Genomic DNA, 13,418 nt, shown 5'->3' on the forward strand with positions numbered 1-13,418 from the left:
GAATGACCACCATCTACGACTGGGAGGCGGCGCTGCTCGCCTTCAACACCCGCGACTACGCCGGTGCGATCGACCGGTTGACCCGGATCCTGCAGGCTCAGCCCGGCCACACCGACGCACGCGAGTACCTGGCCCGCGCGTACTATCTGCGAGCCGCGCTGAAGCCCGCCGAGGAACAGGCCCGGACGATCCTGGCCGCCGATCCGACCAACGAGTACATCACCCTGCTACTGGCCCGGGTGCTGGAGCGGCAGAGCCGGCATGAGGAGGCGGCCGGCGTCCGGCGTGTTCTGGTCGCCCTGACCGGTGACGAGCGACACGGAGCGGCGCACCGCGCTATGGCCTGACCGACCGACGCCCGGCCCGGTCGGCGGGGACGACCATCGGCGTCGCCGTCGCCGGGTCCGGGATCACCGTGCAGGCCAGGCCGAAGACCTCCGCGACCAGTTCCGGGGTGACCACGTCGGCCGGGGTGCCGGCGGCCACGATCCGGCCGTCGACCATCGCGATCAGGTGATCGGCGTAGCGGCAGGCGTGATTCAGGTCGTGCAGCACCGCGACGATGGTGTATCCGTCGGCGCGCAGGTCGGCGCACAGATCCAGCACGTCCAGCTGGTGGGTGATGTCGAGAAAGGTGGTGGGCTCGTCGAGCAGCAGCAGGTCGGTCTGCTGGGCGAGCACCATCGCCAGCCAGGCCCGCTGCCGCTGTCCGCCGGACAGCTCGTCCACCGGTCGGTCGGCCAGTTCGGTGACGCCGGCAGCAGCCATCGCCTGCTCGACAGCGACCTGGTCGGCCTCCGACCATTGCCGCAGCAGGCTCTGATGCGGGAACCGGCCGCGGCCGACCAGGTCCTGCACCGTGATGGTCTCCGGCGCGACCGCTGACTGCGGCAGCATGCCCAGGGTGCGCGCCACCGCCTTGGCCGGCATCGAAGTGATCGCGCGGCCGTCCAGCAGGACCGTCCCGGCGTGCGGTTTCAGGATCCGGGCCAAGCCGCGCAGCAGGGTCGACTTGCCGCACGCGTTCGGACCGACGATCACACTGAACCGGCGGTCCGGGACGGCCAGATCCAGGCCGCTGACCACCACCCGATCGTCGTAGCGCAGCTCCAGCCCCTCGGCGACCAGCCGGGACGTCTCGATCCTCATCACGCTCTCCTTCGCCACTCGCGCGACAACAGCCACGCGAGGTAGATCCCGCCGACCCCGCCGGTGATCACGCCGACCGGCAGGTCGGTGTCCCCGAACGCTCGCGACCCGATCAGGTCCGACGCCGCCAACAGCGTCGCGCCCATCGCCGCGGAGGCCAATACCACCGGCGCACGGCGTCCGCCGACCATCCGCAAGGCCAGCTGCGGCGCGGCCAGCGCCACGAACGAGATCGGCCCGGCGGCCATCACCGCCACCGCCGACAGCCCGACCGAGACGGTCAGGGTGGCCGCGGTGACCAGGCCCAGCCTGACCCCGAGGGCGGACGCCACCTCGGGCCCCAGCAGCACCACCCGGAGTTGCCGGCCGACCACCAGGGCGGCGGGCAGCAGGATCAGCAGGCCCGCCCCGGCTACCGCGACGTCCACCCAGTCGCTGCTGTTCAGGCTGCCCACCAGCCAGCGGGTGGCGTTCATCGATTCCCGCACCGTGCTGCGGGTCAGCAGGTAGGCCGACACCGAGTCCAACAGGGCGCCGATACCGATGCCGATCAGGATGATCCGGTATCCCACGTCGCGGGCGCCGGAGGACAGCACGAAGACCGCCGCCGCGGCCACGGCGCCGCCGGCAATGGCGAACGCGGCGGCCTGCTGGCGCTCACCGAGACCGATCACCAGCATCGCCAGCAGCGCGCCCACGGCGGCGCCGGAGTCGAAGCCGATCACGTCCGGGCTGCCCAGCGGGTTCCTGGTCAGGGCCTGGACCAACGCTCCGGCGGCACCCAGTCCGGCGCCGACCAGGACGGCGACGCAGGCTCGCGGCAGCCCGATCTCCCAGACCACGAAGTCGAACTCGTCGGTGCGGCGGAGCACGGTGTCGATCAGCTCGGCCGGCGAGACCGGCAGCGGCCCGCTGCCCAGCGTGGCGAACACGATCGTGAGCGCGCAGCCGAGCAGGCCGAGCGGCACCAGGGCACCGCGGGCGGACGCGAGCACCCGCCACCGGCCGATCCGGACCGTGGTTGGCGCGGTCATAGCCGTCCCACCCGTCGAGCCCGGACCAGCCAGATCAGCACGGGTGCCCCGACCACTCCGGTGACGATGCCGACCCCGACCTCCTGCGGCCAGGCGATCACCCGGCCGGCCACATCGGCGACGATCAGCAGCAGTGCGCCCAAGAGCGCGGACGCCGGCAGCATCGCCTTGTGGTCGACCCCGACGGTGAGCCGGGCCAGATGCGGGACGGCCAGTCCGACGAACGCGATCGGACCGACCGCCGCTGTCGCGGAGCCGCACAACAGCACGATCACCAGGGCGCTCAGCAGCCGGGTGGCGAGCAGGTTGGCGCCGAGCGCCCGGCCCGCCTCCTCGCCCAGCGAGAGCGCGTTGAGCGGCCCGGCCAGTGCCAGCATCCCGACCAGTCCGGCGACCAGGAACGCCACCACCGGGCCCACCTCGTCCAACGTGCGCCCGGTCAGCGCGCCGATGTCCCAGTAGCGGAAGGAGTAGTACGCGGTCGGGTCGGTGAGCATCGCCGCCACCACGTAGGACTGCAGCAGCGCTTGGACGGCGGTGCCGGCCAGCAGCATCCGAACCGGGTTGGCGGTGCTGCGGCGTCCGGACCCCAGCAGGTAGACGACGATCGCCGCACCGGCCGCGCCGAGGAGCGCGAACCAGATGTAGCCGGCGGGGTGGGTGATCCCGAAGACGCTGATCGCAGTGACCACCGCGGCCGCGGCTCCGCCGTTCACCCCCAGCAGCTGCGGGTCGGCCAACGGGTTGCGGGTGATCGACTGCATCACCGCGCCGGCCGCGCCGAGCGCCGAGCCGACCAGCAGCCCGAGCACCGTGCGCGGCAGCCGTCCGCCGCGGACGACGTCGATTGCCTCTTGATCGTGTCCCAGCAACCCGGCCCAGACCTGCCCGGGGCTGAGCGGGTTCGCCCCGATCGCCAGACTGGCCAGGCAGGCCGCCAGCAGCCCGGCCACGGCGAGCCCGATGGTCAGCCCGGTCAGCGCGGTACCGCCGACCCGTCCGGAGGTACGCGCCACCCGCCTACAGTACGAGAAAGTTTGGATTGCCTAGCCTAAGTCCGACTACTGTGAGCCGGGTCGAGCAACGATGCGAAGGGCGAACGAATGAATCACGACGATGCACTGTGGGGCCGCCTGGTGAGCCGCCGGAGCCTTGGGCTGGCGAGTCTCGGGATTGCCGGCGGGGCCCTGGTGGGCTGCGGCAGCACGCCCTCGACGCCCGCCTCCCCCAGCGCGGCCGGCACGCCGAGTACCGCGGACGCCAGCTTCCCGACCACCGTGATCCATGCCTTCGGACAGACCACGATCAACGCCCAACCCACCCGGGTGGTCTCGGTCGGGGTGACCGAGCACGACTTTCTGCTGGCCCTCGGGGTGATCCCGGTCGGAGTCACCGACTGGTACGGCGATCAGCCGTACGCCACCTGGCCCTGGGCGCGCGCAGCACTCGGATCGGGGCAGCCCACCGTGCTGAAGAACGCCGACGGTTTCCAGTTCACCAAGATCGCCCAGCTCAAACCCGACCTGCTGATCGGGCCCAATGCGGGCATGGAGCGCGGCGACTACGACAAGCTCTCCAAGATCGCTCCCACCATTCCGCACGCCAAGGCCGACGCGGCCTGGTTCTCCCCCTGGCCCGATCTGCTGGCTCCGATCGCCCAGGCAGTCGGCAAGGTCGCCGAGGGCAAGCAGCTCGCCGCTGCGGTGAAGAAGAAGTTCGCCGACGCGGCGGCGGCCAACCCCGGATTCGCCGGCAAGAAGGCGATCTTCCTGCAGAACGCGGTCTACGACGGAAACCTGATCGCCTACCAGAACGGCCTGAGCACCGAGTTCCTCACCGACCTGGGCCTGACCGTGCCCGCTGAGCTCGACGCCTACGTGAAGAAGGGCGAGCAGGCCTACATTCCGGTGGAGAAGATCAGCGTCCTCAATGCCGCCGACGTGCTGATCTGGGCGACCGAGAAGGACGCCGACCGGGTGGTCCTGGAGAAGGTGCCCGGCTTCAAATCGCTTACCGCGGTGCAGGCGGGACGCTCGATCTACACCGGCGGGGAGCTGGCCGGCGCCATCTACTTCGCCTCGCCACTCAGCCTGCCGTACGTGGTGGACAAGCTGGTGCCGATGCTCGCCGGGGCGTTCGCCTCGCGCTGAACGCGGTTCACTCGAGGCTCTGCTCCAGCAGCCTGAGCCAGACCTCGCTGGCCGTGGGATAGCTGGGTACCGCGTGCCAGAGCTGCTGCAGCGTCAGCCCGCCGACGATCGCGACGGTGGCGGCATGCAATAGTTCGGCCACGTCAGTGCCGACGAAGGTCGCGCCCAGCACTCGGTCACCGCCGCCGACCACCAGCCGCGCCGAACCACGGGGATGGTCGACCAGCAGCGCCGCACCCGAGGCCGAGTCGATCGAGACCTCGAGGGCGCGGGCAGCCGGATCGTCGGCCAGCGCCTGGGCCAGCGTGGCACCGACGGTCGCGACCTCGGGATCGGTGAAGATCACCTGGGGCACCGGGACGCCGTCCGGCTGGTCGGGAACCGGACGGCCCAGCGCCTCGGCGCGCAACCGGGTGCCCAGTTGCCGGGCCCGGTACTTTCCCCAGTGGGTCAGCGCCGGTTCACCCGAGGCATCGCCGACCAGGTGCAGCCACCCGGGACGGTCTCCGGACGGCACGGCGGAGGTGTCCGGTACCCGTCCGGCGGCGACCAGCACTTCATCGAACTCCAGGACCTCGCCGGCCACGCTGAGCCGGACGGGGCCGCCGTGCGGGCGGCCGAGCTGCCGGTCGCCGGCCCCGGGCCGGTCGGCGGCATCGACGGATACGCCGAGGCGCACCTCGACCCCGGCTCGGACCAGCGCCTCGCCGACCAACTCGGCGGCGAACGGCTCCAGCCGGTCCAGCAGCCGGTGCCGGACCAGCATCGTCACCCGGCTGCCCAATGCCGCCATCCAGGTGGCCGCTTCGCAGGCAACCACCCCACCACCGACGATCGCCAGCCGAGCGGGCACCTCGACGACACCGGTGGCGTCCCGATTCGTCCAGGGCCGGACGCCGGCCAACTCGGCGGGGATGGCCGGCCGGCTGCCGGTGGCGACGACGACGGCGTGCCGTGCGGTGAGCGTCCGGTCCCCCACCTGCACCTGGCGCTCACCGCTGACCCGGCCCACGCCGCGGACCACGTCGATGCCGGCGGACGCGGCCCAGGACGCCTGACCGGAGTCGTCGTAGTGACTCACCCAGTAGTCGCGCCGGGCCAGCACCCCCGCGTTGTCGATGCTGGTCGGCACCACGCCGCGCAGGTCGTGGGTGAGCGCCGCCACGTTGACCGGGCGTAACAGGGCTTTGCTCGGCATGCAGGCGTAGTAGGAGCATTCCCCGCCGATCAACTCCGCCTCGACCAGCGCCGCGGTCAATCCTGCGCCGCGGACGAAGTACTGTGCCACGTTCTCCCCGACCGGTCCGGCGCCGAGGACGATCAGGTCGTAGCTGTCTGTCATCGCACCATCGTCGCCGCGTGCGAAAGGGCCGGCAACCCCCTCGGGGGTGCCGGCCCTTGTCGTCTGGGTCAGGCTCGACGTCTGCCGCTGACCAGGCCGATCAGCCACAGCAGCAACACCGCGCCGCCGATCGCGGTCAGCATGCTGAAGATCAGCCCGCCGCCCGCGACGTTCACGTTGAACGCGCTCAGGATCCATCCACCCAGCAGGCCACCGACGATGCCGACGATGATGTTCATCAGGATGCCCATCGAGGCGTCCGTCTTCATGATCTTGCTGGCAATCCATCCGGCGATGCCGCCGAGGATGATCCAGCCCAGGAATCCCCAACTCAACATTGCTGTTCCTCCTTGTCTCGTTGCAGTTCACGTACCGTCAACTGTAGGCGGGCAGATCCCAGACCGGTCCCTGGCTGCTCCCTGGATCTGCCGAATCGACCCTTTGGGGTGGGGGCCTGCGCGAAGCCGATCCGCGTGGGGCGCGTTGGCTCAGCAGATCTCCGGGACAACCTGGCCGGTCAGGCCTGGTCGATCCTGACCACATTGCCGGACGGGTCCCGCACCGCGCAGTCGCGCACTCCCCAGAACTGATCGGTCGGCTGCTCCAGCACCTCGACGCCGGCCTGGCTCAGCCGGGCGAAGAGGCCGTCCAGGTCGTCGGTGCGGAAGTGCGCCGCGCTCAGCGCTCCTTTGGCCAGCAATCCCCGGAGCACCTCAGTGTCGGACGGCGCGTCGGCGAGGTAGTTGCTCAGCACGATCGAGAAATCCGACTGCCCCGGTGCCGCCAGGGTGATCCAGCGGTGCTCGCCGTTGGCCACGTCGTTGATCACCTCCAGCTCGAGCAGGTCCCGGTAGAAGCTGAGCGCTGGTTCGGTCTCGGTCGCCGCGACGAAACAGCGGGAAACACCAATTGTCATGACTCAGAGGCTAGACACCGGACGTCCGGGTGACTTCTCCGATCCTGACCGATCGGCCGCGCGCCGCCGATTTGGTGGCGCACTCCGCACCACGTAGGGTTGCTCGGCTGTCAACGGGAAGGTGGAGATGAGCAAGACCGAGCGGGTGACCGAGGCGCCTTGGCTGGCGGCCAAGGACCGGTCCGTGATCACCATCCTGCTGGTGGCGACCTTCGTGGTGATCCTCAACGAGACTGCGCTGAACGTCGCCCTCACCTCGGTGATGACCGACCTGCACGTCGACGAGCGCACGGTGCAGTGGCTGACCACCGCCTTCATGCTGACCATGGCAGTGGTCATCCCGATCACCGGGTGGCTGCTCGAACGGATCCCGACCCGCGCCGCGTTCATCCTTGCGATGAGCCTGTTCACCGCCGGCACGCTGGTCTGCGCAGTCGCCCCGACCTTCGCACTGGTGCTGGCCGGACGGATCGTCCAAGCGAGCGGAACGGCGATCATGATGCCGCTGCTGATGACCACGATCATGCAGCTGGTGCCCCCCGCGCATCGCGGGGCCGTGATGGGCAACATCTCACTGGTCATCTCCGTGGCGCCCGCGCTCGGCCCGACCCTGGCCGGGGTGGTGCTGCAGTTCAGCAGCTGGCGCGGCGTCTTCGCGTTGATGGTGCCGATCGGCCTGGCCATGCTGATCGGCGGGGCGCTGCGAATCGCCAACGTCAATGAGCCGGTCCGGGTCCCTCTCGACGTGCTCTCGATCCCGCTCACCGTGCTCGGCTTCGGCGGCCTGGTCTACGGGCTCAGCCTGATCGGCGACACCGGTGCCCCGGCGGCCGAACTGGCCACGGTGTTCTCGATCGCCATCGCCGCCCTGATCGCCTTCCTCTGGCGGCAGCTGCTGCTGGCCCGCAGCGACCGCGCCCTGCTCGACCTGCGCGCCTTCCGGCACGGTGCGTTCACGATCAGCGTCGTGGTGATGGCACTGGCGATGATGGCGCTGTTCGGCACCATCATCATGCTGCCGCTGCTGTTGCAGCGCGCCCTGCACCTGCCCGCGCTGAGCGTGGGGCTGATCCTGCTTCCCGGCGGCCTGCTGATGGGTGTGCTCGGCCCGATCGTCGGACGGCTCTACGACCGGGTCGGCGCCCGGCCGCTGATGCTGCCCGCCTCGGTGCTGGTGGCCGGCGTGTTCTGGGTGCTGTCGACCATCGCGCCGGACACCCCGTGGTGGCTGGTGCTGGTCTGCCACATGGCGATGAGTGCGTCCTTCGCCTTCATGTTCACCCCGTTGTTCACCATCGCCCTGGGCTCGCTCCCCCGGCAGCTCTACACCCACGGCTCGGCGATCGTGGGCACCGTGCAGCAGCTCGCCGGAGCCCTGGGCACCGCCGTGTTCGTGACGGTCTTCGCCACCCAGTCCGAGGCTCGGCGACAGACCGGGGCCGGGGTCGAGGCGAGCCTTCTGTACGGCTCGCACCTGGCCTTCATCGGTGCCGGAGCGGTCTGGCTGCTGGCCATCGTGGCCATCGCCTTCCTGCGGACGCCCGAGCCCGAGGCCGAGGCTTCGCACGGAACCGAACGCGATTTGGATTGAGTGCTGGTGGGCCGCGGCCGGATACGGCACGATACGCCCATGGCGAAACTTCCAAAGTTGGATAACGAGCTCTACGAGGCAGAGTTGCTGCGGTTGCAGTCGGAACTGGTGGAGATGCAGGAATGGCTGCGTACCGAGGGTAAGCGGCTGGTGGTGGTGTTCGAGGGGCGTGATGCTGCGGGTAAGGGTGGTGCGATCAAGCGGATCACGGAGTATTTGAGTCCGCGGATCGCGCAGGTGGTGGCGTTGCCGGCTCCGACGGAGCGGCAGCAGTCGCAGTGGTATTTCCAGCGGTATATCCAGCATCTGCCGTCGGCTGGTCAGATCAAGTTGTTCGATCGGTCGTGGTACAACCGGGCCGGTGTGGAGCGGGTGATGGGGTACTGCAGCACCGCGGAGCATCGGCGCTTCCTGCGGCAGTGTCCGATCTTCGAGCGGATGCTGATCGAGGACGGGATCATTCTTCGTAAGTACTGGTTCTCGGTGTCGGACAAGATGCAGGAGAAGCGGTTCAAGTCGCGGTTGACCGATCCGATGCGGCAGTGGAAGTTGTCGCCGACGGATCTCGAATCGTTGACCCGGTGGGAGGACTACTCGCGGGCCAAGGATGAGATGTTCGTGCACACCGATATTCCGGAGGCACGGTGGAATGTGGTGGAGTCGGAGGACAAGAAGCGGGCGCGGATCAACATGATCGCGCATCTGCTGGCGTCCATTCCGTATGAGAAGGTGGAGCGGCCGACGTTGAAGCTGCCCAAGCGTCCGCCGTCCACCGGCTACCAGCGCACCGATCGCGGCCTGCAGTCCGAGGTGCCGGACGTGACCGTCGGGCTCGAGCGGAAGGCCAAGGCGGCCAAGTACGTGGACCCCGAGGATGACGATCACCACGACGAAGAGACCCACGAGGGCTGACCCGCAGGTCCGAGGGTTCTGGACGGCTCGAAGGCGCGCCCTGCTCCAGGGCGCGCCTTCGATGCGATACTGACCGCGTGCATAGCAAGCCGCCGGTCAGGGTCGCGCTGATCAACGACTACGAGGTCGTTGTCACCGGTCTACTTCACATGTTCGCCAACTACGCCGATCGCGTGCAGGTGGTGAAACTCATCGCCGGACGCGAGGTCCGCGAGCGAGTCGATATCGCGCTGTTCGACAGTTTCGGGAACCTCCCCGCGGACAGCCCGCGAATCGAGGCGGTGCTGCGCAACCCGTTGGTCGGCCGCACCGTGATCTACACCTGGAACTTCCAGCCGGCGCTGATCGAACGGGCTCGCCAGCAGGGCGTCTCGGGGTATCTCTCCAAGACCTTGCCGGCGCGCGCCCTGGTGGCCGCGATCGAAGAGGTCCACGCCGGCCGGGTGGTGGTCAGTCCGGCGCCGAAGGCGGTAAGCCCGAGCGGTGGCGACTGGCCCGGACGCGAGGAAGGGCTCTCCTACCGCGAGAGCGAGGTCTTGGCGCTGATCACCCATGGGCTGCCGAACGCGGAGATCGCCCAGGGCATGTATCTCAGCCCCAACTCGGTCAAGAGTTACATCCGCTCGGCGTACCGCAAGATCGGGGTGGCCCGCCGCTCCCAGGCCGTCGCCTGGGGGATGCGGCACGGCTTCTCCACCGACTACGTCCGGCTCGACCCCGCCGACGTCGAACCCGACCCCGAGACCGGCTAGGCCTCGAACAGACTGAGGTCGCCGGCGCCGCGCCGGATCACCACGATCTCGTCTCCGGTGAGGTCGATCACGCTGGTCGGCTCGCTCCCGCAGTCACCCGAGTCGAGCACCGCGTCGAGGGCATGCCCGACCTCGTCGTTGACGGTCCAGCCGTCCGCCATCGGTTCGGACTGGCCGGGCAGCAGCAAGGTACTCGACATCAGCGGTTCGCCCAGCTCGTGCAGCAGGGCGAGCGCGGTCACATGCTGCGGCAGCCGGACGCCGACGGTCTTCCGCTTCGGCTGCAGCATCACCTTCGGCGCCTCTCTGGTGGCGGTGAGGATGAAGGTGTAGCCGCCCGGGGTGGCAGCCTTGATCGCCCGGAAGACATCGTTGCTCATCTGGACGTACTGGCCGAGCTGGGCGAACTCGCTGCAGACCAGGGTGAAGTTGTGCTTGGCGTCGAGTTGCCGCAGGTCACGGATCCGGTCCAGGCCGGAGCGGTTGCCGAGCAGGCAGCCGAGCGCGTAGCCGGAGTCGGTGGGGTAGGCGACCAGTCCCCCCTCGCGCAGGATCGCCGCCACCTGCGCCAGGGCACGAGGTTGCGGGTTTGCGGGGTGGACGTCGAAGTAGCGGGCCATCGGGGGGAGCCTTCCTGTCGAGACCTGCCGGCGGGCAGCCGAATCAGCCGCCAGAATGCAGCCATGACGATCTTCTCGCTGACCGAGGCCGAATTGCGACAACGACGCAGCCTCAAGTGGCAGACCTACGACGCGGACGTGCTGCCGCTGTGGGTCGCGGAGATGGATTCGGCGATGCTGCCCGCCGTCCGGGCCAGCTTGGACGCCGCCCTGGACCACGGTGACACCGGCTATCCGTTCGGCGACGACTATGCCGATGCCTACCGGGCCAGCGCGGCAGCCCGCTGGGGCCTGGACCTCGCCGCGCAACAGGTGCGTCGAGGCGGCGACGTGATGAACGCCGTGCTGTGCGTTCTGGAGGCGACCACGAATCCCGGCGACGGCATCGTCATCACCACGCCGGTCTATCCCCCGTTCTGGCAAGTCACCAACGGCTACCGGCGGCACACCGTCCCGGTTGCGTTGACGGCTGAGGGGCGCCTCGACCTGGACGCCCTGGCCGCGGCCTTCGCCGAACCGGACGTGACGGCGTTCCTGCTCTGCTCGCCGCACAATCCGACCGGGACGGTGCACACGGCCCAGGAACTGACGGCGGTGGCCGAGCTCTGTGTGGCGCACGGCGTCCAACTGGTGGTGGACGAGATCCACGCCTGGCTGATCGATCCCGGGACGACGTTCGTGCCGACGCTGGCGGTGCCGGCCGCTCAGCGTGCGGTGGTGGTCACCTCGGCGGGAAAGTCGTGGAACCTGGCCGCTTTCAAAGCCGGGCTGTACATCGCCGGTTCCGAGGCGGACGGGGCGGTGCGCCGGCTGCCGCCGCTGGCTCTGCAGTCGACCGGGCACCTCGGCGCGATCGCCCACACCGCCGCGCTGCGGCACGGCCAGGACTGGGTCGACCAGGCCAGCGCCGAGATCGCCGCCCACAAGCGGCTGCTCACCGACCTGCTGCACGCGCTGCTTCCCGGTGCCCGCTACCGCGCCGAGCCGGGCACCTATCTGGCCTGGGTGGACTGCACCCGGCTCGGGCTGGAGGATCCGTATGCCCACTTCCTGACCGCAGGCCGGGTGGCGTTCTCACCGGGCCGGAATTTCTCGCCGGAGCACCGCCAGTGGGTCCGGATCAACCTGGCTGCCTCGCCCACCATGATCACCCGCGCCGTCGAGCGGATGGCGGCCTCGCTTCGCCTGGCCGCCTGACTGACTCAGTCGAAGAGCTGGGCCGAGGCGCTGCCGTGCGCCTCGAGGCGAGAGATCCCGATCAGGCTGAGCAGCACGGTGTCGACGGTGCTGACCGTGGTCACCTCGACGCTGCCGTCGCCGGCCAGCCGCACCTCGCCGCGCAGACCAGGCTCGCCGGCGATCACCTGCCGGGCGGCGGCAACGGCGACTGCCGGCTCCGGGCGGCGACCGGCCTGCCGCTGCGGCGCCGTCGCATCGACGGCAGCCCGGGCGGCCGCCGCGGCGGTCAGCTCGGCCCGGCGGTCCGCGGCGGTCTTGCGGCCACCGTCCACCACGAGGCCGGCGATCAGCAGCATCGCCAGCACGGCGACGACCACGAACGCCGACAGCGCCAGGCCTCGTTCGCCGCGTCCGGTCCGCTTCATCCGCTCAGTCTGCCCCGCCGGATGGCCGGGTGGTGAGTTGTCCACAGCTTTGCGGACCGGCTGGGGCGACCGGCCACTAGGCTGACGAGCACGTCTCGTCTGCCAGAAAGGCCCACACTCATGGTTCAGAAGGTCGCCCTGCTCACCGCCGGTGGTTTCGCCCCGTGCCTGTCCTCGGCCATCGGAGGCCTGATCGGACGGTACACCGAGGTCGCGCCCGACGTTGAGATCATCGCCTACAAGTACGGCTACCAGGGCCTGCTCACCGGCGACTACCTTGAGGTGACGCCGGAGGTCCGTGCCAAGGCCCACCTGCTGCATCTCTACGGCGGATCGCCGATCGGCAACTCGCGGGTCAAGCTGACCAACGCCAAGGACCTGGTCAAGCGCGGGCTGGTCGCCGAGGGGGACGACCCGCTCAAGGTGGCCGCCGACCGCCTGGTCGCCGACGGGGTGGACGTGCTGCACACCATCGGCGGCGACGACACCAACACCACCGCGGCCGACCTGGCCGCGTACCTGGCCAGCAACGACTACGGGCTCACCGTGGTCGGGCTGCCGAAGACGATCGACAACGACGTGGTGCCGATCCGGCAGTCGCTCGGGGCCGACACCGCGGCCGAGATGGGCGCCCGGTTCGCCCGCAACGTGCTCGCCGAGCACAACGCCGGGACCCGGATCCTGATCGTCCACGAGGTGATGGGCCGCAACTGTGGCTGGCTGACCGCCGCGACCGCCCGCAAGTACCGGGAATGGCTCAGCACGGCCGAGTGGCTGCCCGAGATCGGCCTCGACGCCAAGGCTTGGGACGTCCACGCCGTGTTCGTGCCGGAAGCCGTGATCGACCTGCAGGCCGAGGCCGCTCGGCTCAAGGAAGTGATGGACACGGTGGGCAACGTGACCATGTTCATCTCCGAGGGCGCCGGCGTGGAGAGCATCGTGGCCGAAATGGAGAAGGCCGGCGAAGAGGTGGCCCGGGACGCCTTCGGGCACATCCGGCTGGAGCGGATCAACCCCGGCGCCTGGTTCGCCAAGCAGTTCGCCGAGATGCTCGGCGCGCAGAAGATCCTGGTCCAGAAGTCCGGCTACTACTCCCGCTCAGCGGCCGCGAACTCCTACGACCTGGACCTGATCCGCTCGATGACCGACCTGGCCGTCGACTCGGCCCTGCGCGGCGAGCCCGGCGTGATCGGCCACGACGAGGAGAACGGCGACGTGCTGACCGCGATCGCGTTCGACCGGATCAAGGGCGGCAAGCCGTTCGACATCGAGCAGGACTGGTACCTCGACCTGTTGTCCGAGATCGGCCAGCCGGAGCCGGTCGCCGCCCCGCCCGCCGAGCACTGAG

The 13,418-nt window shown here is 69.7% G+C and carries 15 protein-coding genes; 7 read left to right on the top strand and 8 right to left on the bottom strand.

What is annotated here, in order from left to right:
- Nucleotides 1-2 precede the first annotated feature (2 nt).
- Nucleotides 3-347 carry a tetratricopeptide repeat protein gene (locus QM711_RS03290; RefSeq protein WP_415096279.1) on the top strand — a complete coding sequence of 115 codons (345 nt, stop codon included), beginning with the start codon at nucleotides 3-5 and terminating at the stop codon, nucleotides 345-347.
- Here QM711_RS03290 and QM711_RS03295 read toward each other — a convergent pair.
- The 3 genes from QM711_RS03295 to QM711_RS03305 are packed head-to-tail and all read right to left on the bottom strand — an operon-like array spanning nucleotide 337 to nucleotide 3,199.
- Nucleotides 337-1,149: an ABC transporter ATP-binding protein gene (locus QM711_RS03295; RefSeq protein ID WP_415096280.1), complete on the bottom strand. Its 813-nt coding sequence runs from the start codon at nucleotides 1,147-1,149 to the stop codon at nucleotides 337-339. The genes QM711_RS03290 and QM711_RS03295 overlap by 11 nt on opposite strands.
- Complete coding sequence (locus QM711_RS03300) at nucleotides 1,149-2,183, bottom strand: FecCD family ABC transporter permease (protein WP_415096281.1); 1,035 nt, start codon at nucleotides 2,181-2,183, stop codon at nucleotides 1,149-1,151. Before QM711_RS03300 ends, QM711_RS03295 begins: the two co-directional genes overlap by 1 nt.
- Nucleotides 2,180-3,199 (bottom strand): FecCD family ABC transporter permease, encoded by a 1,020-nt coding sequence (locus QM711_RS03305; RefSeq protein WP_415096282.1) that lies wholly within the window; start codon nucleotides 3,197-3,199, stop codon nucleotides 2,180-2,182. The genes QM711_RS03300 and QM711_RS03305 overlap by 4 nt, the downstream gene beginning before the upstream one ends.
- 87 nt (nucleotides 3,200-3,286) lie before the next feature.
- On the opposite strand from QM711_RS03305, the gene QM711_RS03310 reads away from it, so the two are divergent.
- Nucleotides 3,287-4,333: an ABC transporter substrate-binding protein gene (locus QM711_RS03310; protein WP_415096283.1), complete on the top strand. Its 1,047-nt coding sequence runs from the start codon at nucleotides 3,287-3,289 to the stop codon at nucleotides 4,331-4,333.
- Nucleotides 4,334-4,340: 7 nt separating this feature from the next.
- Here QM711_RS03310 and QM711_RS03315 read toward each other — a convergent pair whose 3' ends face one another.
- The 3 genes from QM711_RS03315 to QM711_RS03325 all read right to left on the bottom strand — a co-directional run bounded on the left by QM711_RS03315 (nucleotide 4,341) and on the right by QM711_RS03325 (nucleotide 6,591).
- Complete coding sequence (locus tag QM711_RS03315; RefSeq protein WP_415096284.1) at nucleotides 4,341-5,675, bottom strand: dihydrolipoyl dehydrogenase family protein; 1,335 nt, start codon at nucleotides 5,673-5,675, stop codon at nucleotides 4,341-4,343.
- Nucleotides 5,676-5,743: 68 nt separating this feature from the next.
- Nucleotides 5,744-6,013, bottom strand: a complete 270-nt coding sequence (locus QM711_RS03320; RefSeq protein ID WP_341727854.1) for a GlsB/YeaQ/YmgE family stress response membrane protein — start codon at nucleotides 6,011-6,013, stop codon at nucleotides 5,744-5,746.
- A 179-nt stretch (nucleotides 6,014-6,192) separates the two neighbouring features.
- Nucleotides 6,193-6,591, bottom strand: coding sequence for a VOC family protein (locus tag QM711_RS03325; protein ID WP_415096285.1), 399 nt, complete (start codon nucleotides 6,589-6,591; stop codon nucleotides 6,193-6,195).
- Nucleotides 6,592-6,718: 127 nt separating this feature from the next.
- Between QM711_RS03325 and QM711_RS03330 the strand changes: the two genes are divergently transcribed.
- The 3 genes from QM711_RS03330 to QM711_RS03340 all read left to right on the top strand — a co-directional run bounded on the left by QM711_RS03330 (nucleotide 6,719) and on the right by QM711_RS03340 (nucleotide 9,846).
- The gene (locus QM711_RS03330) at nucleotides 6,719-8,182 is read left to right on the top strand and encodes an MDR family MFS transporter (protein ID WP_415096286.1); all 1,464 of its coding nucleotides are present in this window, start codon (nucleotides 6,719-6,721) and stop codon (nucleotides 8,180-8,182) included.
- Nucleotides 8,183-8,221: 39 nt separating this feature from the next.
- Nucleotides 8,222-9,094 (top strand): polyphosphate kinase 2, encoded by an 873-nt coding sequence (gene ppk2, locus QM711_RS03335; protein ID WP_415096287.1) that lies wholly within the window; start codon nucleotides 8,222-8,224, stop codon nucleotides 9,092-9,094.
- A gap of 77 nt (nucleotides 9,095-9,171) precedes the next feature.
- A complete protein-coding gene (locus QM711_RS03340) occupies nucleotides 9,172-9,846 on the top strand; it encodes a DNA-binding response regulator (RefSeq protein WP_415096288.1) in 675 nt (224 codons plus the stop codon).
- Here QM711_RS03340 and QM711_RS03345 read toward each other — a convergent pair.
- A complete protein-coding gene (locus QM711_RS03345) occupies nucleotides 9,843-10,466 on the bottom strand; it encodes an L-threonylcarbamoyladenylate synthase (RefSeq protein WP_415096289.1) in 624 nt (207 codons plus the stop codon). The genes QM711_RS03340 and QM711_RS03345 overlap by 4 nt on opposite strands.
- A 63-nt stretch (nucleotides 10,467-10,529) precedes the next feature.
- Between QM711_RS03345 and QM711_RS03350 the strand changes: the two genes are divergently transcribed.
- A complete protein-coding gene (locus QM711_RS03350) occupies nucleotides 10,530-11,663 on the top strand; it encodes a MalY/PatB family protein (RefSeq protein WP_415096290.1) in 1,134 nt (377 codons plus the stop codon).
- A 5-nt stretch (nucleotides 11,664-11,668) separates the two neighbouring features.
- On the opposite strand, the gene QM711_RS03355 is transcribed toward QM711_RS03350, so the two are convergent.
- Nucleotides 11,669-12,070 carry a hypothetical protein gene (locus QM711_RS03355; RefSeq protein WP_415096291.1) on the bottom strand — a complete coding sequence of 134 codons (402 nt, stop codon included), beginning with the start codon at nucleotides 12,068-12,070 and terminating at the stop codon, nucleotides 11,669-11,671.
- A gap of 120 nt (nucleotides 12,071-12,190) precedes the next feature.
- Here QM711_RS03355 and QM711_RS03360 point away from each other — a divergent pair, with 120 nt between their 5' ends.
- Nucleotides 12,191-13,417 (top strand): pyrophosphate--fructose-6-phosphate 1-phosphotransferase, encoded by a 1,227-nt coding sequence (locus tag QM711_RS03360; protein WP_415096292.1) that lies wholly within the window; start codon nucleotides 12,191-12,193, stop codon nucleotides 13,415-13,417.
- Nucleotide 13,418: the final 1 nt, after the last annotated feature.

This window comes from Micropruina sp., assembly GCF_047602385.1.
GTDB lineage: Bacteria > Actinomycetota > Actinomycetes > Propionibacteriales > Propionibacteriaceae > Micropruina.

Excerpts from the sequence above, each read along its gene's own strand:
- QM711_RS03290 (WP_415096279.1), top strand. The coding sequence starts at position 3 with ATGACCACCATCTACGACTGGGAGGCGGCGCTGCTCGCCTTCAACACC.
- QM711_RS03295 (WP_415096280.1), bottom strand. The coding sequence starts at position 1,149 with ATGAGGATCGAGACGTCCCGGCTGGTCGCCGAGGGGCTGGAGCTGCGC.
- QM711_RS03300 (WP_415096281.1), bottom strand. The coding sequence starts at position 2,183 with ATGACCGCGCCAACCACGGTCCGGATCGGCCGGTGGCGGGTGCTCGCG.
- QM711_RS03310 (WP_415096283.1), top strand. The coding sequence starts at position 3,287 with ATGAATCACGACGATGCACTGTGGGGCCGCCTGGTGAGCCGCCGGAGC.
- QM711_RS03315 (WP_415096284.1), bottom strand. The coding sequence starts at position 5,675 with ATGACAGACAGCTACGACCTGATCGTCCTCGGCGCCGGACCGGTCGGG.
- QM711_RS03320 (WP_341727854.1), bottom strand. The coding sequence starts at position 6,013 with ATGTTGAGTTGGGGATTCCTGGGCTGGATCATCCTCGGCGGCATCGCC.
- QM711_RS03325 (WP_415096285.1), bottom strand. The coding sequence starts at position 6,591 with ATGACAATTGGTGTTTCCCGCTGTTTCGTCGCGGCGACCGAGACCGAA.
- QM711_RS03330 (WP_415096286.1), top strand. The coding sequence starts at position 6,719 with ATGAGCAAGACCGAGCGGGTGACCGAGGCGCCTTGGCTGGCGGCCAAG.
- ppk2 (WP_415096287.1), top strand. The coding sequence starts at position 8,222 with ATGGCGAAACTTCCAAAGTTGGATAACGAGCTCTACGAGGCAGAGTTG.
- QM711_RS03345 (WP_415096289.1), bottom strand. The coding sequence starts at position 10,466 with ATGGCCCGCTACTTCGACGTCCACCCCGCAAACCCGCAACCTCGTGCC.
- QM711_RS03350 (WP_415096290.1), top strand. The coding sequence starts at position 10,530 with ATGACGATCTTCTCGCTGACCGAGGCCGAATTGCGACAACGACGCAGC.
- QM711_RS03355 (WP_415096291.1), bottom strand. The coding sequence starts at position 12,070 with ATGAAGCGGACCGGACGCGGCGAACGAGGCCTGGCGCTGTCGGCGTTC.
- QM711_RS03360 (WP_415096292.1), top strand. The coding sequence starts at position 12,191 with ATGGTTCAGAAGGTCGCCCTGCTCACCGCCGGTGGTTTCGCCCCGTGC.